Origin of the sequence: Paenibacillus sp. FSL H7-689 (assembly GCF_000517905.1) — a bacterium.
GTDB classification, from domain to species: Bacteria; Bacillota; Bacilli; order Paenibacillales; family Paenibacillaceae; genus Paenibacillus; species Paenibacillus amylolyticus.
Genome location: NZ_ASPU01000066.1, coordinates 327120 through 350946, shown reverse-complemented (window position 1 = coordinate 350946; position 23827 = coordinate 327120). Strand labels below are relative to the sequence as shown.

The window sequence follows — 23827 nt, the reverse complement described above, 5'->3', positions numbered from 1 at the left end:
CTTCGCCCCTTATGTATATTGATAATGATAATTATTATCAAATAGTATCAAATAAGAAGTGTTGCTTCCATAGCATATCGTGCGTATTCAGTTGGATTATTGTGCTCTCTCATGAAAAGATTCCGTAAAATGGCGAATGATCTGATTGAGAATCAGAGTGTGTCCCGTTATTCCGTGACCGTCTACCCACAGGTGAGTATCTACGTAAAATACCCGATTATTTTTCACAGCCTTCAGCTCGTTCCATTGCGGACTCTCCCATAGTTTCCTCATATTCTCTTCAGCACTGAAGTGCTGCATGATCCGCTTCTCCACAAAGAGGTAATCGGGATTGGCTTGTGTGAGCAGTTCAAGCGAACAAGGGTTAAACCATGCTGTACCTGAATCCAGTGCTTGCGGCAGTGTTAATCCAAGCTGTTCATATAACAAGTGTGATACCCCGTGTGAATGCCCACCCAGATATCGATAACCAAACGCTTCTACCCTCAGCAGCATGACAGTGGCCGCGGATTGGATGATGGGTTGCAACTGTCGCTTAGCTACGCTGACTTCGTGTTTCATCTGCTGATGCAGTCTATGAGCATCTTCTTCTTTAAGAAACCAGGCTGCCAATTGATCGAGCATTGGTTCTACATCTTGATGAAGTCCGGTTAGAATCGGTGCAATTGTGCGCAGTTCCCTTTTGACCTCTTCCGTCAATACGTTTCCTATCAACATCTCCGGTTGAACTTGTCGAACAAGTTCTATCTCCACCTCATACTGTGTTACCTCCAGCATCTGCACTCCATGCGCTATAAATTGTTCATGGTGATGTGGGGACAGCAGGATTGGGGTGACCACTACGGCATGGGGGATGACACCCAGATGAATCATAATTTCTGCACAGATTGGAGAAAGTGACACCATCTTGCGCTGCGTCATCGTCTGCCTATATATCTTAGGTGATACGCCAGTCAACTGTTTGAAGCGTCGGCTAAAATAATGAGCATCTTCAAATCCAGACTTTTTGGCAATATCCTGTGAGGTTGCAGCGGTTAATATCAGTTCTTCCTGCGCGCGATAGATCCGGTAGTGGGCCAGATAATCCAGAGGTGGCTTACCATATCGCTCACTAAATTTGCGGGAATAATGCCATGGACTAATACCGGCAATCTGAGCTAACTGTGTACGTGTAATGACCTGATCATAATGCTGCTGCATGTAGTCAATGGAGCGAAGTATACCGTGTTCTGGCTTCAACTCGTTATCCGGCTGTTTCCGATATAGATTACTTAACAACTCATATAACAAATGCTGATTGCCAACTCTTTCTGCACTCTGATCCGGTGTATGCACTTCACTCCAATGCTGAATGATACTTGCCAGACCTCCACCGGACAGCTGCACTTTCTGATACGCCTCTCCTGACGGTAACCGCCATTCGAACTTCTCAGCTTCCCGTCTATCATGCAGCACCGAATATGTATCGAACTGAACATGCCAGCCTGCCAGATCCAGGTTGCCACCTTCAATGACCTCCATTACGGAGTTCTCTTCAACCGCAATTAATTCTCCATAGGAGACGTGAACTCGGTGTCCATTTATATTCCAGATCGCTTTTCCATCAATGATAAATATCAAGGTGTGACTGGGAAAGTAATGCAGCTCGCCTTTCGTTATCCATGTGTTGCTTAGTGCATTCGTTGACTTCCATTGAGCAATCCATTCCATGTTGTCAGACATAGGTTATCCTTTCAAAGGGATTAGTAATCCAGATTTATAGGTTTCACTATATCAAAATACATGACAACTCCATAACCAACAAGCTATGGCTTGAATAAAATGGTGGACAGCGATTGTACATTCCATACTTACATTAATCAGAAAAACACAACAAAAAAGCCCGTACCATCAGGTACAGGCTCTTTATTACAACTTTAATACTACTTTTTCAATTAGTACGTTTTACGTTTTACTCAATGCTGGCTTTCGGTGACCCCTGTCCCCGTTTCTGTCCTTTTCCTGCCATCCAATACGTTAGTCCACCTGAGACACCAAACGCAATAACCACACCAATGCAAGTGTGTAACAGATTCAGGCTACCCTCTTCGATGAAGAGCGGGAGGCTGACCAAGCTCGGATTCCCCACCATAGCAAATGCCTTGACAGATAACAATCCGAAATATAGTCCACCCGCAGCTCCACCCAGCAATGCCGCATAGAAAGAGGATCTTTTTCTCATGTTGACCGCATACAATGCAGGCTCTACCACTCCAAGGAGGGCGGTTCCAGTAGCCCAGAAAGCCAGGCTTCTTGATGTTGGCTCTTTCGAGCGGATTCCGTTTGCAAGCGCGGCCCCCGTTTGTCCAACAATCGCCACTAACATGGCAGCAATCACCATAGAACCACCATTCATAACCATTTCATTAATGATGATGGCAATCAGCCAGTAGTGTAATCCTATAATTAACATCAGTGAGAAGACAGCTCCCAGTAACATCACCGACAACACTGGAGCATTAGCTACTAGTGAATTCAATGCCTCCGGCAGATATTCATCAATCCAGGTGCCGACTGGACCAAGTATCATCAATACTAGCGGAACAAGAATCAGTAACGTCAGGAATGGAGCAACCATCCCTTTGGAGAATTTTGGACTCCATCGTTCAACGACTCTTTCCAAGAAGGCGGCTGCACAGATCGTGAGAATGACCCAGATGGGCGTAGAGTAAAAAGCAGGCTGGGACACAAGTGGCAAACCCAGGAAATGCACCTCTTTTTCCCCTGACATCAGCATGGTCATCTCCGGATAAAACATGAGTCCGCCAATAGATGCTGCAACATAGATATTACTCTTCAACCGATACGCTGTGCTGATTGCTACCAATATAGGCAGTACATAAAATACACTGTCTCCAATGATCCTGAAGATCGTAAAGGTCTGGCTGTCCATCAATGCTGAAGAGTCCGCAGAACTGTACGTATCCATTAACGCAATAATGGCGACTATAATTTTAATAACAGCGGCTCCGAGAATCGCAGGCATCAAGGGCCTGAATACATCGGATACAAAATGTAAGATCGAGAATCCGTTTTTCTTCGTGTGTCCCGCTTCCTGCAACGTTGTCCCTGTCGAATCCCAAGCGTCCATACCCAGTAACGTATTGTAGATCAGGGAAGATTCATCTCTTATTGTCAGATGACACTGCTCACCTGTTACCCGAATATTTGCTACAACATCTGCGGAGGTAAGTGCCGACATGTTCAATTGTGTACTTTCCTTCAGTGCTAGCGTCGTTGTGCCCTTATCGTGTTCTACGAGCTTGATGTTCTCCTTGCCACCTGCGAGTTTCAACCAATCTTCAATCTGTGTGTCATGCATTATGTACGATCTCCTCATATTACGGTAAACCCGTGTTTTGTGATGTGTTATGATCTAATATGCCTCTATCTATATACACATTTCCATGAAAAAACTTCAATAGGATAAAAAAACTAATTTCCCTGACATTTCATGTTCATTTATACAAGGTATATGGACCTATGAAAGTCGAAAAAGCAAAAAAGCCTACTTTTATGTAGGCTCTTATCCATCTGTACGTATGAGTCATACTCTTCATACTCACAACCGACATTCGCAGTCATCAGATGATGTTGCACGTAAATATACATCCTCATCCTATGACAGTGCCAACATCGCGTTCATATCTTCTTCTGCCGTTGTAATTAACTTTAGACCAAACATATCTACGAGTACATCCAAGACACCTTCCGATATAAACTCAGGCGGTTTTGGTCCAATACGAATGTCCTGAATGCCAAGGCTGAACAGGCCAAGCAGGATCGCAACTGCTTTTTGCTCAAACCAGGACAGCACAATACTGACAGGTAACTCGTTTACAGTACAGCCAAAAGCATCCGCCAAAGCCATTGCAATTTTCACCGTAGAACCGGAATTGTTGCATTGACCCAGATCGATATAACGCGGTATACCCGTGTCTCCAACCGTACCATAATCCACATCGTTGAAGCGGAACTTACCACAGGAAGTCGTCAGAATTACGGTATCATTCGGCAAGGATGTCGCAAGTTCACGATAGTAATTGCCCCCTTTGCCTGGCGCATCACAACCAGCAATAACGAAGAATCGACGGATATGACCGTCTTTCACCGCTTGAATAATTTCGGGCGCAAGCCCAATCACAGTCTCATGATGATATCCTGTCGTTAAGACTTGCTCTGACTGTACATTAGCCGCAGGCAGAGACAATGCACGTTCAATCAGCGGTGAGAAGTCATCATCCATGATCTTGGCCACACCCTCCAGACCCGCCACTTCGTAGGAGAAAAAGCGGTCTGCATATGTGCCTTTGATCGGCATAACACAGTTCGTCGTTGCGAGAATAGCACCCGGGAATTGTTCGAAAAGTCTTCTCTGATCGTACCAGGCTTTGCCGATATTACCCTTGAGATGGGCATATTTCTTCAATGCCGGATAACCGTGCGCAGGCAACATTTCCGAGTGCGTATAGATGTTAATTCCTTTCCCTTCAGTTTGACGAAGCAACTCCTCCAATGCATACAGATTATGTCCCGTCACCACGATGCACTGTCCTTCAATCTGGTTCTGGCTAACCGTAATCGGTTGCGGTACACCAAAGCGGTCCGTGTGCGCACGATCCAGCACGTCCATAATGCGGATTGCTGCATTGCCGACTTTCATCGCCATCTCCAGGTGTTCCTGTACATTAAAATTCGAGTTCGTTAATGTCATATATAATGCCTCATGTGTAATCCGATCCACCTCAGGATCAGAATATCCCAACTGGCGTGCATGTGTCGCATAAGCAGCGATGCCTTTTAACGCAAAAATCATCGTATCCTGCAAACTTGCGATTGTTTCGTTTTTGCCGCATACCCCTACCACGGTACACCCGCCACTCGGCGTCTGCTCGCACTGATAACAAAACATATGGTTTCCCCTCCAAACTTAGATTTAACGCAGTTCGTTATGTAATAGCGTAACAGACCCTGATATGAGCTAGTGTGATGGTGCACACAGTTTCTGATCCAACATCTATATATAGTTCTCCAGACTATCATCCAAACTGGAAATAATAACATTCAAAAAAAGGCATATCTCGGATCATTATGAAAAATACTGTGTACAGCTAAAAACGTATAAATCCATAATCTTAAAAAAATACGAAAATGAAACGATTCTAGATTTTGCCCGTAAGGGTAATACACAGAGAAATCTAATATTCAAGGAGCTGGTCAATTGCAACATTACAGACACAGTGCGGAGGAAACCCTTCAGGATGTACAGAGTTCCTCCAAGGGACTTACGACCTCCGAAGCTGCCAAGAGAATTGAAACGGAAGGATATAACGAGTTAAAAGGTAAAGATGCAACACCCGTCTGGAAACTGTTCCTCGAAAATTTCAAAGATCCGATGGTCATCGTGCTGCTGATTGCAGCCGCGGTACAGGTTGTACTTGGACATCTGATTGAATCATTGATCATATTCCTGGTTATTTTGCTCAACGCGGTGATCAGTGTAGTGCAGACCAAAAAAGCCGAGAGTTCGCTTGACGCGCTGAAACAAATGTCTGCACCCGAAGCCAAAGTCATTCGTGACGGGCAGAAAAAAACCATTCCAGCGAGGGAACTCGTTCCCGGTGATATTGTTATGCTGGATGCAGGTGATTATGTCCCGGCAGACGGGCGTATCCTGGAATCAGGAAGTCTGAAAATCAACGAAGGCATGTTGACCGGAGAATCCGAAGCTGCGGAGAAACACGCCGATACCATCCCGGATGAGGCTCCAATCGGAGATCGTCGCAATATGGCCTTCAGTGGCTCACTCGTCGTATATGGACGGGGTATGCTTGTCATTACAGGTACGGCTCTCAAAACCGAAATCGGCAAAATTGCCGAATTGATTGAAAATGCCGAAGCCAAGAACACGCCATTACAACGCAAGTTGGAATCATTCAGCAAAAAACTGGGCTTTTTCATCCTGGGTTTGTCGATTCTCATCTTTGGCATTGAAGCCGGTCGTGTATGGTTGACCGAAGGTACGGAGAATATCGGGCCTTCCATCGTAAATGCACTGATGTTTGCCGTAGCTGTTGCAGTTGCTGCCATTCCTGAGGCGTTATCCTCCATTGTGACTATCGTATTGTCACTCGGAACAAATAAGATGGCCAAACAACATGCGATCATTCGCAGACTGCCTGCCGTTGAGGCGCTCGGCTCTGCCAGTATCATCTGTACGGATAAAACCGGAACGCTAACTCAGAATAAGATGACTGTCGTGGATTATTACATTCCCCATGGCACCAAGGACGAATTCCCGGATGATCCCGATCAGTGGTCGGAAGAGGAACGACGTCTGTTACATATTGCAGTGCTCTGCAATGATTCAAATATTAACCAGGAAGGCAAGGAACTGGGTGACCCAACCGAAGTGGCCCTCATTGCCTTCAGCAACCGGGTGAACAAGGATTACAATGAAATCCGTGACCAGTTCCCGCGTGAAGCTGAGCTTCCTTTTGACTCGGATCGAAAGCTCATGAGTACGGTGCATACCTTCGAGGGACAGACGGCTTTGCTGACCAAGGGTGGACCGGATGTGCTGTTCAGTCGCTGTAGTCATGTGTTTATCAACGGTGAGGTTCAGCCCCTCACACCCGAGATTCGCACACAATTTGAAGAAAAAAATGAGGCCTTCTCGAAACGTGCCTTCCGTGTGCTGGCCTACGCGTACAAAAAATTCGATGATAAAAACCAGGTCACCATTGATGACGAGCATGATCTGACACTGGTTGGTTTGACAGCGATGATTGACCCACCGCGTGAAGCGGTATACGGTTCTATTGAAGAGTCCAAAAAAGCGGGCATTCGCACCATCATGATCACTGGAGATCACAAAACAACGGCTCAGGCGATCGGTGTGGATATCGGCCTTGCCGAACCGGATGACCTCGCCATTACCGGAGCCGAACTGGACAAAATGTCTGATGAGGAGCTGGATCAACAACTCGAACATATCTCGGTTTACGCAAGGGTATCTCCTGAAAACAAAATCCGGATTGTGCGTGCTTGGCAGCGTAAAGGCAAAGTGGCAGCCATGACCGGAGATGGAGTTAATGACGCACCCGCGCTGAAACAAGCCGACATCGGCGTAGCGATGGGTAGCGGAACAGATGTCGCCAAGGATGCGGCTGCCATGATTCTGACGGATGATAACTTTGTCTCCATTGTAAATGCGGTCAGTGTTGGACGGATGGTATTTGATAACATCAAAAAAGCCATCGCATACCTGTTTGCCGGTAACCTCGGCGCGATTATCGCCATTTTGTTTGCCTTGATTGTCGGCTGGGTTAATCCATTTACGGCCCTTCAGCTACTGTTCATCAATCTGGTGAACGACTCCCTGCCTGCCATTGCTTTGGGTACAGAGAAACCCGAGCCAGATGTCATGCGGCGTAAACCCCGTGACATTAACGAAGGCATCTTCGCAGGTGGAACCCTGCAGGCCGTGATTACACGTGGTGTCCTGATTGGTGCAGCTGTTATCGTATCCCAATATATTGGACTTGGTATTTCGGAGGAAATCAGTGTGGCTATGGCCTTCACAACCTTGATTCTCGCACGCAGTCTGCAAACATTTGCAGCACGTTCCAATACACAAACCATCTTCCAGGTGGGCTTTACGACCAATAAATTCGTGCTTGGCTCCATTCTGGTATGTCTCTGTCTCTATGCAATCACACTGATTCCTGGTGTTCGCGGTGTCTTCGCCATCCCGGATACATTCGGCTGGAATGAGTTCCTGATTGCAGGCGGACTTGCTCTTGTCGCCGTCATTCTGATGGATGTCATCAAGTGGATTCGCAATCGCAGCAAACAAGTTACTGCGGCGTAAGATCTGCAGTTATAACATGCACAAACAGGCGCCCGTTATCGGAGCGCCTGTTTCTGTATCTAATTACCCTTGTTTGATGCCAAAAGCGATCCATCGTCCATCGATATCCTCGATCACAAACTCCTTGTTATTATAGTCTGTATGATTGAGGGCACGTACGATTTTCACATCTGCATTGATCAATTCCTGTTGAAGCTCTTCCTGGTTCTGGGTAATAAAATATGCATCATATCCATAACCATATAACTCTCTGTTGGGTATAACTTTCTGTCCATTGCTTTGGGTTAAAATAATCTCGGTAAGATCACGATACAGGCAGATATGAGGTTCCGCGGCATCGAGATATTCGACGACCCGAAAGCCCATCTTTTCTTCATAAAACTGCGCGGTTCGATTCATATCAAGCGTCGGAAATACGCTGTGGGACATTAATAATAAGTGAGTCATGGGTATAATCTCCTTCATTTTAAACATGCTAATTACTTACATATCTAGTTACCTAACCGCTGATCCATCTGCTTATGTATGTTCAATGATCATTTTAGTTAAATTCAGGAAATCCGTCTATTGTTTATTATTAATATCTTTCTATGCTCATCACATCCGAATGAATTAGTATGACATTATTGCCATATGATAAATTTGGGCGTAAAATTATATATTGCTTTTCATCACATTTTCATCAAAGCTCAATCCGAATTCATATTCATACCCAAGACAGGAATGGTACCGTGAAAGATAAAATTGTCATGCCACTCTGGACGTGCTGCTTGTTCATCGTTGTGATGAACACCACTATGTTCAATGTTTCTTTGCCAGTCATTATTCATGATCTGCAGATTACCTCGGACCTGGGGTCTTGGGTCATCTCAAGTTATTCGATTGGTTACGCCCTGTCGACGGTGATTTATAGTCGATTATCAGACCGTATCCCGGTACGCAAACTGTTAACGGTCGGGCTTCTGATCCTGGGGTTATCTTCATTGCTGGGGTTGTTCGCGCATAACTTTGCGATCCTGTTACTGACACGTATTCTGCAATCTGCGGGTGCAGGAGTTATGGCCGGGCTGGGTCTCGTCATTGCAAGTCGTTACATCCCGGTGGAACGACGCGGAGCTGCCATCGCGCTGATCTCATCAGGTAGCGCCATGGCTTTTGGACTTGGCCCCATTGTCGGCGGACTCATTAGCGAGTACTGGGGCTGGAACGGACTTTTTGCCATAACGGTGCTTGTCCTCCTCGCCCTGCCTGTATTGCTCTATTTCCTTCCACGTGAATCCGTCAAAACAGATCAGCCGTTCGATGTTATTGGCGCCATATTAACCGTCATTAACGCCACTACACTTCTGGTCGCGATCACCCAGCAGTCCTGGTTGTGGTTTGCCATTGGCGTTATTTCACTTGTTGTACACCTCCTGTATATTCGGAAAGCGAGTCTTCCATTTGTGAATCCACAAGTGTTCCGAACGCCAGGATATACTCGGTTAATCCTTATCGGATTCTGCGTGCTGGTGGTGAATCTGGGCAATCTGTTTTTGATGCCGCTTGTGCTCGCTGATTTATATGGACGCTCTTCGCTCGCCATTGGTTTGCTGATTGCTCCTGGGGCAATTGTTGCAGCATTCTGCACCCGTTTCGTTGGACGCTGGATCGACCGTTATGGCAATATGCGATTTATGATCATTGGACACATCCTGCTCGTAACGGTACTTGCCTTATTCATGCTCGGACTTGATCAATCCGCCTTGATCATTACCAGTGGTTATCTCTTTTTCTCACCGGCACTGTCAGCCTCCATGGCTTCCCTGAATAATGAAGCGTCACGAGTGCTGCCCAAAGCCCAGATAGGTTCAGGTATGGGGATGTTACAACTGATCCAATTCTTCGGTGGTTCGGTGTCTGTAGCCGTGTGTGGGCTGCTGCTGCACAGCATTCCGGGAGTCTCGGTCGAGCAAGCTTATCATGTGGTGTATGCTTGTCTCTTGCTCGTCTGCTTTGTTTCACTCGGGTTGACCGTCTGGCATAGCAGAGCTTCACGCTCAGGCATTAAACCTGTTACATTGGACAATTGATAATTGATGTTTAAAGTTCAGAACAAACAGGCCCGCACCAAGCGCGAGCCTGTTTTAGTTTGGAACAGAAATGCCGTTTTTTTAAAGTAGATCACTCAATGAACTTGAACTTACCGGTTACTTTCCTGAATTCATCCTACAGCAGCATGCCAACTATTTCCCGTCCAGTGCAAACTTCCAGGCCTCCATTATGCTAATTGGGGCTTTACTGCTGCTCTCGCCGTCACCTTCCTGCGTCCAAAGTGGTGGATAATACGCAAATACTTGTCCTGGCTGGAGCTGAGACATATCCTCTTGCCAGCCTTTCCAGCGAAAGGTCCGATAGAACTGCTCCAGATCACCATTCGCCAGCCAGTTGATGAAACCTGAATATGCCAGTTCTGTCGATTCCCATTCGAGTGTATCCGGTGCAAAATAATATATGTGTCCCGTGCGGCCATACTTGCCTGTATCCAGTCCGAAGAAACCGCCTGCCGCATCATATGCAACAACCATCATACCTTCCAGCACATCTACCCAAGGTTGCTCACTTACACCATTCCAACTGGTGAGACTCCCCGATGTACTGTCACCACCCGCACCAAGCAACGTGATCCAGCCATGGTCCAGTACAATACCTTCTGTCTCATAAGCAACAGCCCCCAAATAGGATTTGGTGCTTATTTGCAGACGATAGAGGGTATCCTCTCCAGCCTCTTGTTTTGCTGGAACATACACATATGTATTTTGCCCACTATCCAGGAGTTCCTTGAGTTCTTCCCATGCGTGATTCTCCCGATCTACTAATTCAGCTATCGTTAATGTATTCATGAGCAGTCTCCTCGCTGATTTTATAAGAGCATATCATGGGTTATTAACCCGTTCAAATCTGCTATAATCTATCTTCAAAGCTAAATTCAAGGGGGAAACGATTTGATTCGCGTAGTTATACTTATGATTCCGATTCTGATGGTGCTTGTATCCGGTTGTCAGAATCATACATCTGCCATGAAGGAATCCGTTTCTGTTCAAAAGTCTGATCCCCAGGTCATCCATTACATATCACCCCAAGGAAACGACTCGAATAAAGGAACCATTCAATCTCCTTGGAAAACGTTGCAGCACGCAGCAGACCATGCTTCGCCAGGAAGCACGATCTATTTGCGTGAAGGTGTCTATCATCAGAAAGTCAAAATCACCAAAAGCGGTAATTCTTCCGCTAATCCAACCCTATTTTCAAGTTACCCTCAGGAGCAGGTTATCATTGATGGTAAAGGTTTATCTGTTCGGGGCATTGAAGGGTTGATTGAAATTGAAAATGCCAGTTATATCACGATTCAGAATCTCGAAATTCGTAATTTTACAACCACACTTGGGGGCCAAGTTCCAACCGGGATCTATGTCCACGGAGCAGGTGAACATATTCAGCTGTTAGGCAACACCATACACGCGATTGCTAGTTACGCAACTCCTGAAGGTCCCGATTTGCGGGGCAGGGATGCCCACGGTATTGCCATTTATGGCACAGAGCACCCTCAAGCTTTACGCGATATCATCGTCAAGGCTAATGAATTGTATGATCTTACACTTGGTTCAAGCGAGTCACTAGCAGTCAACGGTAATGTTGATACCTTTGCCATCCAGGACAATATCATCCATGATTCCGACAATATTGGTATTGATCTGATCGGGTACGAGGGTACGTCCGAGGACGACACGTACGATCAGGCTCGGAACGGCATTGTACGAGGAAACGAAGTATACGATATTACGTCCAATAACAACCCCTCCTACGGTACAGACCTGCCCAATGATACCAACTCGGCGGGCGGCATCTATGTAGATGGCGGGAAAGATCATATCATCGACCAGAACCGGGTATATCGGAGCGATATCGGAATTGAGATTGCCTCGGAGCATGCCGGACGTTCAACCAGCAACATTACCGTGCGTGATAACCTGATTTATTCCAACAGATTGACGGGTATTGCCATGGGAGGTTATGACGAGGAACGAGGAGCTACCGAGGATAGCAACATTATGTACAATACGCTTGTGGGAAATGATACCCTGAATGCAGGCAATGGACAGTTATTCATACAGTCACGGACAAAGAACAATACGTTCATGCGTAACATTCTCGTATCGGACAGCTCGGAAGTACTGATATACAACGAATATACTAGCAATACCGGCAATGTGTTTGACCATAATGTCTATTACTCACCAGGTGAGCAGGAAGATGCCCTGTGGGTTTGGAAAAATAAAGCCTACTCCGGCATCGCTGCCTACATCAAGGGATCTGGCAATGATGCACACTCCATATATGTGAACCCGGCATTTATGGATGAGGATGAACCGAGCGAAGATTTTCGTCCTCAGGCGAACTCTCCGGCTAAGGCGTATGGTTACCTTGCTCCGCGATAAATTAACCCTGAGTCTGCCATCTCAACTTAGTCAATTTGCGTCACGCAAATAAAAGGAGCCTGTGCATGTGGGATCATCTCCCTCATCATGCACAGGCTCCTTTTTGCTTTCTTTTAATCTTTTGATGCAATACAACTCTTAACTTTTTACCATCTGAGCTACATGTGTCACCCGGTTTCGTCCTCCGGTTTTGGAGGCATACAGGGCGTTGTCCGCTCTTTGGAACAAGGACTTTTCCGTATCTTCCTCTACTACAGTGGCCGCACCGATACTCACAGTAATGTTATATTCACCCCAGTCGGCTGAAGCAACCTGTGAACGATATCGTTCTGCAATACCAATCGCCTGTTCCTCTTCACAATCTGGAAGAATGATAACAAATTCCTCCCCACCGTAACGTGCAACCACATCCGTACTTCGCGATACCGTTTGCAGCAGCCCTGCCAGATTGCCGAGCACCAGATCTCCGATCGGATGTCCGTACGTATCATTAATGCTTTTGAAATGATCAATATCTACCACCAGAAGGGAGAAATAACGTTGTTTCTCCTGGAACATCATTAAACTTTCAAGCATTTTTTCCTGGAAAAACCTGCGGTTCTTCAATCCTGTCAACAAGTCGGTGGAGGCCATTGTCTCCAACTGATCATTCACTTTGATTAACGCCTGCTCTTTAATTTTATATTCCTCATGCAGTCGTTCAAGCTCTTTGTTCGCTTCTTGCGTCGCTTGATACAGCTCCTGTAGCTTCGTTTTGGTATGCAAAATATCCTTCTCATGTTCGATTCGCTTACGCATGACTACAACGACACAATCTACCACGCTTTCCCCGTTACGTGTCTGACGAACACCGTTAAGCAGAACAGGAACAGCCTTCTGATCACGGGTACGGAACGTGAAGTACATCTCGTCCACATGTCCATATAACTGGATGTAGGGATAGAAATACGTATGGAAAAACACCTTGTTGCTTGCCGACATGGTGGATTCAATATGTTGCCCTATGAGCTCATCGCGTTCATATCCAAGCATCGTAAGCATAGTTTGATTAATCGACTGTACGACGCCCGAATCAGAGATAGAGAAGTATCCACAGGGAGCCAGATCTAATTGTATATCCATGGAATAACTGCCTTTCTTCCGCGTTTTATGCGCTCGTTAAATAATCCTTAATCATTCGGATGGTTTCTTCCGGTTGACTCAGATGCGGATAATGTCCCTTGGCCGTCATCTGTTGCAATCGGCTATTCTTCAGATGAGCGTGTAAATAATCCCCTACTTCTACCGGGGCAATACTGTCATCCGAGCACTGAAGGATTAATGTTGGCACAGTTGCCTGCTCCAGATCAATACGACAGTCAGATAAAAACGTCACTTCGGCAAATTGTCTCGCAATATGCGGATCTCTGGAGCAGAAGCTTTTCTCCAACTCTTCCGTCAGCTCTTTCCGTTCCGGATTGTTCATCACAATGGGTGCCAGATAACTCGCCCACCCAATAAAATTCATCTGCATCATCTCAAGTAATTCATCGATATCATTCCGATCGAAACCTCCATAATAATTCGGCAGATCATTCACGTAACGTGGGGAGGGCCCTAACATTATAATTTTTTTGAAATATTTGGGGTTTTGAATCGATGCCAGCATACCAATCATACTACTGACGGAATGCCCGACAAATATGGTGTCCTTTAGCTCAAGCGCTTCCATAACTTCCAGCACATCCTGGGCGTATCCTTGAAGGTTGCTATATTTGATAGCATCATAATAGTTAATTTGAGATTCGCCAGATCCAACATAATCAAACAACACCACACGGTAGTTCTCCATAAAACCTGGAATAATGTAACGCCACATATCCTGATCACATCCAAAACCATGAGCAAATACAATCGTTTGGCTACCCGAGCCAAGTACCTTAACATTATTTCTTACAAGTATATCAACAGTCACTACATATCACCTCTCCGAGGTAGTATTCACTTGAATCATTTTATCTGATTAGTATACCGGAAAATGTTGGGATATGAATTAAAAATAATTAATAACTTCTCTCATCCACCAAAAAATCATGAACTCCTGCTCTGAATACGCGCTTTACAATCTGACTATCGTCAGGTAAAATCAGTTCAACATGTCGCGCGACAGAGATCAACATTACGGAGGAAAACCATGAGTACTTCAACACATAGCTCTACACCTCAGCAACTCTGGGGAAGATCATTCCTATTTATCATGTTAGCCAACGCATTATTGTTTATGGCATTTGAAATGTTGCTTCCCACCTTGCCTTTGTTTGTCTCAAGTCTTGGTGGCGAAGCCTCCCAAATCGGGCTTGTTACCGGCGTATTTATGTTTTCTGCCATCTTGATTCGACCCTTCACTTCTGTTTTGGCAGCCCGAATAGATAAAAAATATCTATTGATTATCGGCATCACTATCTGTGCATTCATGACAGGCGCATACTACCTATCGTCAGGTATTTGGATGATTCTTGTATTTCGAGTGATCCACGGATTCGGATTTGGTTTGGCAACGACATATTTTGCAACGATTGCCACTGAAAACATACCCAGAGATCGCCGGGGAGAAGGTATGGGGTATTTCGGCGTAGGGGAGACAGTCGCTATATCCATCGGTCCATTGATTGGAACAAGCCTGTTGTTTAGGTACGACTACCAGAGCCTGTTTATGGGAGGTATGTGCATTTTGCTGTTAGCTCTCCTAATGACAGTGTTTGTATCCAGAAAGCCGAAAACAGAAGGTAGTAGCGAGTCTATGCAAACTCATGTCCCTTCGGTGAAACTGATTGAAAAGAAGGTACTCTTCCCTTCCCTTCTCATTATGCTCGTTGGCATTGCAGCGGGTTCAATCATGTCCTTTGTGGCTTTATTTGCCGCCGAAAGAGGGTTCGAGAATATAGCCTGGTTTTTCTTCATCGTTGCCATCGCCAGCTTCGCCGTTCGACTGTTTTCGGGGAAAATGTTTGATCGATGGGGACCAGGTTCCGTGTTGTTACCTTCTGCCGTGTTTGCAATCGCGGGGCTACTGGTTCTGATTATCGCCCAGAGTGATGTGCAATTCCTGATCGCCGGTGCGTTATACGGCTTTGGTTTTGGTGCCATATTCCCAGCGATTCAGACCTGGTGTGTGAATCTTGTAGAAGAACATGAGCACGAAAGTGCGATGGCTTCCTTCTTTAACTTCTTTGACCTCGGAATTGGCGGTGGTTCGTTGATCCTGGGCGTGGTGGCTTCTGCATTTTCCTATACGGTGGTGTATGCTATCTCTATAGGCATTTTTGTGGTATATATCTTGTTATATTTGGTATACTCCCAAAAACAGCAGAGGTATACAGCTCGCCAACTGGAGGTAGACATTGAGTAAAAAACGAATCAAGGAAATTGCCATTCAACATTTTAATCGTCTGGGTTACGAGGGGACCAAGATGGCGCAGATTGCCGAAGAGGCAGGCATTCGCAAGCAATCCCTGGCTTATCATTATTCATCCAAAAAAGCGTTATTGCTGGAGTTATATGAGGAAGTTGTACAGGAGGAACAACAGTTTGTACGCCAATTCTTCAGCGAGTCTGTTACCCAAACTTTGGATCAGCAGCTATATGCCTTTTTGCATGAACACAAAAATCGCTTTCTGACTCATCCAAACGTCGCTTTTATGTATATCTTGTCCTTTATCACACCGCTGGAGGTGCATGATTTTGTGCTGGCCCAGTATCGAACGTACCTCGGGACATTGAAAGAAGAGCTGGCAACCGTATTCACCAGACATTCCGATATAAGCCTGAGTCCGGAAGAAGCCACCGTAGCTTTTGTCACCGTGATGGATGGATTGGATATACAGCTCGTGTATGAGACACGGCAATCCTATGAACAAGCTTTGGCGATCACCTGGAAAGTCTTCTGGTCAGGCATCCAGCGTTAACGGATCAATTACGATCGGACTACACAAATAAGAGGGGCGTCCCACCAGCCATGTTGATTACTTTTGGGACAACCCCTCTATTTCTTTATTTCACAGTTAGGATCACACGTTGATAATGCTTCAACTGATGCTCTCCATCATCCTGTACTTCGGCAACGATATGAAGGGTATCACCCGATTTGGCATCGTCAGGAACGGTAAATGTCACCGCTTCGGTGTCACTGCCCTGTAATTTTATCGTATCCACCTGCTCATCCTTGGCAAGTTCACGATGCAACCCAAGCTGCAGGTCACCCGCCATTTCAGGCTTAACTTTGTTCGGTGTTACTTTGGAATCCTCATAAGTGTCCGCTTCGAAATATCTCCACCACGTATAGGTCAGTTGATCTCCATCCGGGTCTTTACCCTCCGCGTGAAGAGTAACTTCCTCCCCAGGACTAACACTAAGATCCACCCCTTCCTTAATCGTTAAAGACGGATTATGGTTGGCACCTTCGTAAGTGTCTGCAACTGCCCAGTCTGCACGTGCTGCAAAATCATCCTGCACATCGTCAAACCATCTCATCAGAGAGTATTCGGCTTCATAGCGTTTGGTGTACGGATCGTAATCAAGCACATTGTTTCTAAACAGCTTGTCGTTCACAACTCCAAAGCGTCCACCCCAACCGCCGTAGGAAGGGTCTTCCATACTGCGCAGCCCATTATCAATCAGATAAAAGAAGGAAGGAGAGTCACCCTCAGATATAAAATCGTACTTGTCATATTGTGGATTGTTCTTCAGATACTCAGCACTTCCCCGTTGTTCTTCGGCTAGTTCGCCTTCGATCATTTTACCATCACCCATCGATGCATACATATCCATCAGCTTGCCATGTCCGTCCAGAATGTTCTTGACCATCCAGTCGCCATGAAGCTTACTGTTCACTTCTTCGGCATGCATCTTCCATGCATAGGCAAAATGCCAGAAGTTCGATTGGTCGTTGAGAATGCGGATATCCGGCCAATTCTTCGCAATGTATTCGTTGTAGCTGTCATCCTGATCGAGGATGATGTACAGGACCAGTTTGTCACTGACTTTTTTGCGAATCGCATCCCACTCAGCTGTGTCTTTGTACTGTTCCTCAATCGATTTTAGCGCTCTGGCTGTGGTATTCGTGCCCCCCCATGTCTGAACAATCAGGTCTCGGGAGTCATCATCGAGGAAAAGAGTTTCGAGGAACTCGGAACCTTCGGTTTCCTTCTCCATCTCCCCTTTATCGGAAATATTACCGATCTTGGTCATCGCTCGAAGCTGTTCCGGCTCCGGGTACCCATCCGCATGTTTGGATAAGTTCGGGTAGATCTCGCCATAGGCATCGATCATATCGTACACCCACTGTGTGCCTGTCCAGCGGAACGGCTTGATCCCTGCTTCCTCGTCTCCAGCATAATGATACACCGAGCTGGTCAGTACAATTCCGGCAAGGTCCATCTCATTCGAATATAAGAGGAAACGAATGACGGAGTTCATATCATCCACTTCACCGTCAGTTGTAATCACTGTTCTGCCTTTGGCAGCTTGGTTGTTTGCAGGTTCCTGGGTTTCATTCTCTGTCTGCTCTGTCGCCTGATTTGGTGTGTCACTCGCGGTTTGTGGCGCTTTGGATGCGCATCCACTAATCACCAGGATGATACTGAGACAACCTGCGGCAAAACCGTTTAACCATTTTCTCTTGTTCATAATGCTCCCCTTTCTTCTGTACAGCGTGATGTTAGTGTTGGGTTGGAAATAAGTACGTCCTCTGTTTTTTCTATCCTTAATATGGACCGTAGAATGCAAAAAAACCCGAACAACATTATGAATGGAACAAAGTCCACGCATAGTGATGTTCAGGTTTTGCCTGCCCGAAGCAGTAACAATCCTTATTTGAGTGAAAGTATATCATGTCCACTCATGAATGTAAACGTATTCAAATGTTTTTTGAATTTATCTTTGATATAGTATAATGCTTATAGCCAAGAATCAAACGAATCGGCCTGTTATTATATCAATGTTATTAGGAGGACTCAAACATCATGCAACAACTGGATGCGGCCTTGAGCCGTTTAGTGGAACAGCAGGATTTATATAATGAAGCTTATGGACTTTTCAAAAATCATGATCTGCGTCCCCGCGAACAACATCACCAGCCGGAAGTGGATACACGAATACCTCTTTCTCCAGAACTTCAGTATCTGTACAGTCATTATGAAATGATGGATGCGGATGCGGAAGGTACACTCAAAATGAAAAATGCCGCCGTCGAAATCGGTGATGCAGCGCTTATTTCCTTTGTCGCACCTGAACATCTGCTTCGTCAGCAACTGGGATTCCGCTGGATTGGCATGAATGAACCTTATGAGGAGTCCTCCACTTGGCCAAAAAATCACGTCGTCATCGCAAACTTTAACGATGATCCGTTAATTGTAGATGTGGAAGCACCAGACTCTCCCGTATATGCCGCTTTTACAGGTGGAGAACCAAACCGTGTTGCTGATTCGCTGTCAGACTTTTTCAGTGCACTAGCCATCCTGATTGAGGCGGCGCGCACCTATGCCGGAGAAGTAAAAGATGAAGAAACCTATGAAACCAAGCCCGAGTATCTGGAGCAAGTGGAACCTTTATTGCAAGATCTGTTGGGAGAAGAGTATACCGCTCATCTGTTCGAGTATCTGTCCTTTTGTTAAAACGGTGAATTAAAGGAATTGGAGGGGCGCCCATATGATCTATGTGGCTTTGCTACGAGGCATTAATGTAGGCGGAAACAATAAAATCAATATGAAGCAGCTGAAAGAAACGTTTGAACAAGCAGGCATGCTCGATGTTGTTACCTATATCAACTCTGGCAATATTATTTTTGCCGATCATCAGGAACGTGCCAATGCGAATGCGGAGATATCCCTTTTGTTAGAGCAGGCCATCGCCGCCGATTTTGGCTTACAGATCAGGGTGATGGTGCGAAATATGGATGAAATCCATAGCGTTATTCAGGCGCTGCCAGAAGAATGGGTTAATGATGACACAGCCAAAAGTGATGTGATGTTCCTATGGGATGAGATCAATGATCCCTCCGTGCTGGACCAACTGCCCATCAAACCGGAAATTGGTACACTGATCTATGTTCCTGGAGCGATTTTATATTCAGTCAGCAGAGAAGATGCATCCAAAAGTGGCATGAACAAGCTTGTGGGATCCAAAGTATATGCCTATATGACGGTTAGAAATGTGAATACCACACGTAAGATATATGCCCTGATGCAAGCAGCAGCAGAGAAATAATACAGACAGGTGGAGATGATGCCACGCAGCTTGTGGCAATTGGAGGTAGTCTAATGAACAGAGCATGGACATTAAACGTCAGCGTCCGATCCGTAGAGCGGGAACCATTCTGGTATGCACCCCAGACTCCCTGGCAGATACAGGGACAAGGTTTTCGAGTGAAATTCCATACCAATAGGGCAATCGACTTGCTTGCTCAAGATCAACTGCTTGTTACCGTTGGTGAGGAAGGTACCGCGAACTGGGCTGCTTTTATCGGAACAGTCGTGGAATGCGAACCAGACTCTCTCCTGCTCTATACAAGTCCTCAGTACGAGGCACAGTTAATGGATATTCGGAGGTTGGAACGTGAATTTTCTCCTTTGGCTTCCATTCTCGGAGCGCAACATGTAATCGAAACTCTGGGCTATTTCCCTCCCTTCCATTATGACGAAATTACGGATGTGCAGCTGGAAACAGTCCAAAATATACAATCCCTCTCTCTTGTGCTAACGCATAATGCTGATCAGGAATGGGAACAGCAGGTGCACTTCCATTTTGAGCATATTCAGCAAGAGATGTTCTCCCCTGTGGAGGCATCTAACGTTTGTTTACAGCTAAGTTTCACTAATGCAGCCGATCAGATTCGTGTTAACTTGGATGCCGTATCCGGCTTCTCCGCTACATTCCTATGCAGCACAATTCATATTCAATTCCATTAACCCGGTTATGTAAAAAATCCCTTCATGGGACAACATGACAAAACATCTTTACAGATGTTCTTCCATGCCTATTACCATAAAGGGATAGCTCAAATTCTTCAGCTACACATTTTGCATCTGGTTTAGTCAATCTGAATGCGTCTGCGAGATTGATCATCACCAGGACGTTTCGGAATCTCGAGCTTCAGCACACCTTCTTCCAATTTGGCCTTAATGTGCTCCTCATCAATATGATCAACATAGAATCGCCGGATAAACTCGCCGGAACGGCGTTCCTGCCGTATGATTCGATTGGAGTCATCCTTCTGCTCCACTATATCATTGCGTTTGGCACGAATAATCAATTCATTACCTTGAACCTGAATGTCTATATCCTCTTTGGCAATGCCCGGAAGCTCGGCTTCTACCGAATATTTGTCTTCTTCCTCACGAATGTCGGTCCGGAATGGCTGGGAGCCAGTTCCAAAAGGGGAGAGGAATGAGTTCTCAACCATGTCATTGAAGGATTTCAACATGTGTCCGAACGGGTCTTCATTTCGTTTACGAAACGGAATCAGATCAAACATGAAAATCAGCTCCTTTTGTGTGGTTGGTTTATTGGTGTTGCTTACATTGATTATTATAATACCCTTGCAAATAAGGCTCAAAGTCCGTAAAAGACGAAAAAAAACGATTTTCTTTCACCATGGTTCACTATTTTAAAATAGATCCTGTTTTCTTTTATTTTGACCTTTTTTGACTTTCTGACTTTGTCTGACTATAACGAATGAATGGGGTCCGTTACAGTATTGGATTCATTCTTCCTCATTCCCAGCATCATGATTGCCAGCATGACAACCAGAACAGCTACGAGCATAAATGGAACATGTTTGTCTACCTGATAGAGTGTCGTTGTAAGTAAAGGCGTAATGACGGCGGATATCCCCTGAATCGCTGCTACCAATCCCGCTGCACCGCCCTGCTGTTCTTTGCTAACTGCAAGCGAAGCACCTGCCATGAACCCCGGCATCATCAGACCCGAACCCATACCAAACAGGAAAAACGAGAAATAATACATGGATAACACATTGAAGACCAAAAAGAGGATCATGCTTGCAATCAGAAAAAGGGACCCGAGCAAAATCATCGGGCGTGGCTGCCATTTCAACCACTTCATCTGAATGACCTGCATGATCAACATCGCTGCTCCAGAGAACATGAGTCCAAACGAAACCATTCGGGCCGTCGCCGCTGGGGATAGAGCCAGTTGATCCTGAAAATAAAATCCTCCGACAACCTGCAATGTCATAATGCCCATCATCGTAACCAAGCCTGCAGCAAGGTACATTCGTAAACCACGTTGGAACGGGTTGACTTTAGGCGGTTTTGCCTGAATGACCGGTTTGGCTGCCGGGATTAACAACAAGGCAATAATAAACGCAGCTATCGCTATAAAAATGCCAAAATAAAGCGGCCAGAGCAGACCGATAAGGGTAAAAGCTCCTGCAATCGCAGGTCCAAATACAAGGCCAAGTCCATTCGCAGCACTGATAATCGCCATTCCACTTCCCCGCTCTTCCCCTTCTGTCACATCACCCATATAGGCTTGGGCAGAAGAAAGTACAGCCGGAATAAACATACCAATCAGACTGCGCGTCACAATCAGAAGGGTTAACAACACGCCCCCTCCGATCCATGCATTTAATCCCCCATACAAGGCCAGGGCAAATAATGCACAGCTAACAGACATGCCTATGAATCCAATCAATATGATGGGTTTTCTGCCCTTCAGATCACTGAATCTGCCCCATACCGGAGCCATAACAGCCATCATAATGGACCCTAGTGAGATAATAAGACCGGAATGACTTTCTTTCATGCCCAACTCGCGAATAAGTGGTGGCATGATGGGTGCAATCAGCATCAGACCCAGCATGGCTGCAAATACGCTAAAAAAAATACTTCCTCTAATTCGGTTCATGCTTATACACTCCTCTATATTTCAGTACAGTATCCACTGTACCTGGAGTATACAAGGCGAAATGAATCCCCACTGCCTCTATACGGAACAATTCACGGCAAGCCGGATTTATTAATCTTATTTTAAATAAGATCAACCCTTAAAACTTTACACCAGACCACTACGATTACAGTACCATCTTCCGATCGCTGTTATCACCGGATTTCCGTGATTCCCTTCTATTAAAGGGAGAAATCCGTTGATAAAGGCGAACGCTCCGCTTCTCCAGACTGGTTCTGCACTCTTCGTTCTCGTGTAAAGTTTCTGTTCATCTTATTTAATAAATTTTTTTCATCTCTGAGGGCTTCACGCCGAATTTGCGATAAAATTGCTGCGAAAAGGCACTGACATTACTGTAACCGACCGCAATCGCGGCCTCGGTGACGTTGTTATCCTGATTGCGCAACAACTTCATGGCGTTGTCGAGACGAACCTGACGCAAATATTCAAAAACCGTGCTTCCGAAAAGTGCTTTGAATCCTTTTTTTAATTTAAAATCGTTAAGACCCACCTGTCTGGACAATGCTAGCAAAGATGGAGGATCTACCATACAAGCCTCCATAATCTCCCGTGCCGTATGTAACTTCCGGATGTCCTCTCTGGAGAATCCTGCGGGAATTGGCGCCAGATCAAACAATTGGATCATAAATCGATTCAAGATCTCCAAGGCTGTCGCTTCCATCATTAAGGATGATCGATAACTGTTGTTTAATTCCACAATCAAACTGTCGATCATCGTTCGTATCCGGTTATCCAGTTGAAAGACAATCGGCTTAAACACCTTTCGCCCTAACACCTGATTAAACGCAATCGACTTGAAACCGCCCAGTTGCGCCGCAGCATAATTGAACAGAGAAACCGGAATCCCCAGCGAAAAGGACGTATACAGTTCCCTTGCCGGAGGATGGAACCACGCTTCGAAATCATGCATAAAAATAAGGGCCCCTTGCCCTATCGATAATGAATAATCCTGACCGGATATATCCACATTTCGCTCTCCTGACAAGGCAAATTGCAATTCCACAATGGGCGTTTCGGATGCAAAATACGTTGGATACGGCTGATGATATTCAACCTGGGAATATAAAATCTCAATGCCACTGTATGTCGTTACTCTTTTAATATTGCCACTTCCCGCCTTGGGAGAGAGCAGATACGTGTGTTCATCTTGCTGACTGTAAGGCTCCTGGGTCAGGTAATGCTGATATACTACGCCTAATGCATCATCCGTGCGCATGGGTATTCACCTCGCCTATATCTTGATCAGACTTGTCAGTAAAAAAGCCCGAATTAATTGATAATTATTCTCAATTATAATTCTAGCGTATTTTCGCCCGTTCGACCAGTCCTATATATATGAAGGCTCACGTCTGCTTTTTTCTTCATGTGGCAACATCATTTTATACACTAACTTACATATCCAATTTGGAAAAATATCTCTTATCTAACCTTTTACACAAATCACAGACTTCTCTTACCTCTCCTTAACATAAGC

At 45.5% G+C, this 23827-nt stretch carries 19 protein-coding genes; 8 read left to right on the top strand and 11 right to left on the bottom strand.

Annotated elements, in window-relative coordinates; translation table 11 throughout:
- Nucleotides 1-96: 96 nt before the first annotated feature.
- The 3 genes from C170_RS29760 to hcp all read right to left on the bottom strand — a co-directional run bounded on the left by C170_RS29760 (nucleotide 97) and on the right by hcp (nucleotide 4951).
- On the bottom strand, nucleotides 97-1722 hold the full coding sequence (locus tag C170_RS29760; RefSeq protein ID WP_036617455.1) for a helix-turn-helix domain-containing protein: 1626 nt from the start codon (nucleotides 1720-1722) through the stop codon (nucleotides 97-99).
- Nucleotides 1723-1951: 229 nt separating this feature from the next.
- On the bottom strand, nucleotides 1952-3361 hold the full coding sequence (locus C170_RS29755; protein ID WP_036617453.1) for a PTS transporter subunit EIIC: 1410 nt from the start codon (nucleotides 3359-3361) through the stop codon (nucleotides 1952-1954).
- 297 nt (nucleotides 3362-3658) lie between these two features.
- Nucleotides 3659-4951, bottom strand: a complete 1293-nt coding sequence (gene hcp / locus C170_RS29750; protein ID WP_036617450.1) for a hydroxylamine reductase — start codon at nucleotides 4949-4951, stop codon at nucleotides 3659-3661.
- 309 nt (nucleotides 4952-5260) lie between these two features.
- On the opposite strand from hcp, the gene C170_RS29745 reads away from it, so the two are divergent.
- Complete coding sequence (locus C170_RS29745) at nucleotides 5261-7912, top strand: cation-translocating P-type ATPase (protein ID WP_036617447.1); 2652 nt, start codon at nucleotides 5261-5263, stop codon at nucleotides 7910-7912.
- Nucleotides 7913-7975: 63 nt separating this feature from the next.
- Here C170_RS29745 and C170_RS29740 read toward each other — a convergent pair whose 3' ends face one another.
- Entirely contained in the window at nucleotides 7976-8359 is a 384-nt protein-coding gene (locus tag C170_RS29740) for a VOC family protein (protein WP_036617444.1), read from the bottom strand.
- A 284-nt stretch (nucleotides 8360-8643) separates the two neighbouring features.
- Here C170_RS29740 and C170_RS29735 point away from each other — a divergent pair, with 284 nt between their 5' ends.
- Nucleotides 8644-9984 carry an MFS transporter gene (locus C170_RS29735; protein ID WP_051447479.1) on the top strand — a complete coding sequence of 447 codons (1341 nt, stop codon included), beginning with the start codon at nucleotides 8644-8646 and terminating at the stop codon, nucleotides 9982-9984.
- 153 nt (nucleotides 9985-10137) lie between these two features.
- Here C170_RS29735 and C170_RS29730 read toward each other — a convergent pair whose 3' ends face one another.
- The gene (locus tag C170_RS29730) at nucleotides 10138-10794 is read right to left on the bottom strand and encodes a DUF2625 domain-containing protein (protein ID WP_036617442.1); all 657 of its coding nucleotides are present in this window, start codon (nucleotides 10792-10794) and stop codon (nucleotides 10138-10140) included.
- 102 nt (nucleotides 10795-10896) lie between these two features.
- Between C170_RS29730 and C170_RS29725 the strand changes: the two genes are divergently transcribed.
- Nucleotides 10897-12390 (top strand): DUF1565 domain-containing protein, encoded by a 1494-nt coding sequence (locus tag C170_RS29725; protein ID WP_036617439.1) that lies wholly within the window; start codon nucleotides 10897-10899, stop codon nucleotides 12388-12390.
- Between the two features lie 138 nt (nucleotides 12391-12528).
- Here the strand turns inward: C170_RS29725 and C170_RS29720 are convergent, their stop codons facing one another.
- Complete coding sequence (locus C170_RS29720; RefSeq protein WP_036617437.1) at nucleotides 12529-13512, bottom strand: sensor domain-containing diguanylate cyclase; 984 nt, start codon at nucleotides 13510-13512, stop codon at nucleotides 12529-12531.
- A gap of 25 nt (nucleotides 13513-13537) precedes the next feature.
- On the bottom strand, nucleotides 13538-14344 hold the full coding sequence (locus C170_RS29715; protein WP_036617433.1) for an alpha/beta fold hydrolase: 807 nt from the start codon (nucleotides 14342-14344) through the stop codon (nucleotides 13538-13540).
- A 219-nt stretch (nucleotides 14345-14563) separates the two neighbouring features.
- Here C170_RS29715 and C170_RS29710 point away from each other — a divergent pair, with 219 nt between their 5' ends.
- Both C170_RS29710 and C170_RS29705 read left to right on the top strand, forming a co-directional pair.
- Nucleotides 14564-15778, top strand: a complete 1215-nt coding sequence (locus tag C170_RS29710) for an MFS transporter (RefSeq protein WP_036617430.1) — start codon at nucleotides 14564-14566, stop codon at nucleotides 15776-15778.
- Nucleotides 15771-16334: a TetR/AcrR family transcriptional regulator gene (locus C170_RS29705; protein ID WP_036617427.1), complete on the top strand. Its 564-nt coding sequence runs from the start codon at nucleotides 15771-15773 to the stop codon at nucleotides 16332-16334. Before C170_RS29710 ends, C170_RS29705 begins: the two co-directional genes overlap by 8 nt.
- An 85-nt stretch (nucleotides 16335-16419) precedes the next feature.
- On the opposite strand, the gene C170_RS29700 is transcribed toward C170_RS29705, so the two are convergent.
- Nucleotides 16420-18054: a DUF1593 domain-containing protein gene (locus tag C170_RS29700; RefSeq protein ID WP_036617424.1), complete on the bottom strand. Its 1635-nt coding sequence runs from the start codon at nucleotides 18052-18054 to the stop codon at nucleotides 16420-16422.
- 335 nt (nucleotides 18055-18389) lie between these two features.
- Here C170_RS29700 and C170_RS29695 point away from each other — a divergent pair, with 335 nt between their 5' ends.
- The 3 genes from C170_RS29695 to C170_RS29685 are packed head-to-tail and all read left to right on the top strand — an operon-like array spanning nucleotide 18390 to nucleotide 20333.
- Nucleotides 18390-19040 (top strand): hypothetical protein, encoded by a 651-nt coding sequence (locus tag C170_RS29695; RefSeq protein ID WP_036617421.1) that lies wholly within the window; start codon nucleotides 18390-18392, stop codon nucleotides 19038-19040.
- Between the two features lie 34 nt (nucleotides 19041-19074).
- Nucleotides 19075-19632: a DUF1697 domain-containing protein gene (locus C170_RS29690; protein ID WP_036617419.1), complete on the top strand. Its 558-nt coding sequence runs from the start codon at nucleotides 19075-19077 to the stop codon at nucleotides 19630-19632.
- 53 nt (nucleotides 19633-19685) lie between these two features.
- Nucleotides 19686-20333 carry an Imm50 family immunity protein gene (locus tag C170_RS29685; RefSeq protein WP_036617416.1) on the top strand — a complete coding sequence of 216 codons (648 nt, stop codon included), beginning with the start codon at nucleotides 19686-19688 and terminating at the stop codon, nucleotides 20331-20333.
- 122 nt (nucleotides 20334-20455) lie between these two features.
- On the opposite strand, the gene C170_RS29680 is transcribed toward C170_RS29685, so the two are convergent.
- From C170_RS29680 to C170_RS29670, 3 genes are all read right to left on the bottom strand, one after another.
- Nucleotides 20456-20899: an Hsp20/alpha crystallin family protein gene (locus tag C170_RS29680; RefSeq protein WP_036617413.1), complete on the bottom strand. Its 444-nt coding sequence runs from the start codon at nucleotides 20897-20899 to the stop codon at nucleotides 20456-20458.
- A 191-nt stretch (nucleotides 20900-21090) separates the two neighbouring features.
- Nucleotides 21091-22293, bottom strand: a complete 1203-nt coding sequence (locus C170_RS29675) for an MFS transporter (RefSeq protein WP_036617411.1) — start codon at nucleotides 22291-22293, stop codon at nucleotides 21091-21093.
- 316 nt (nucleotides 22294-22609) lie between these two features.
- On the bottom strand, nucleotides 22610-23569 hold the full coding sequence (locus C170_RS29670) for a helix-turn-helix transcriptional regulator (RefSeq protein ID WP_036617408.1): 960 nt from the start codon (nucleotides 23567-23569) through the stop codon (nucleotides 22610-22612).
- Nucleotides 23570-23827: the final 258 nt, after the last annotated feature.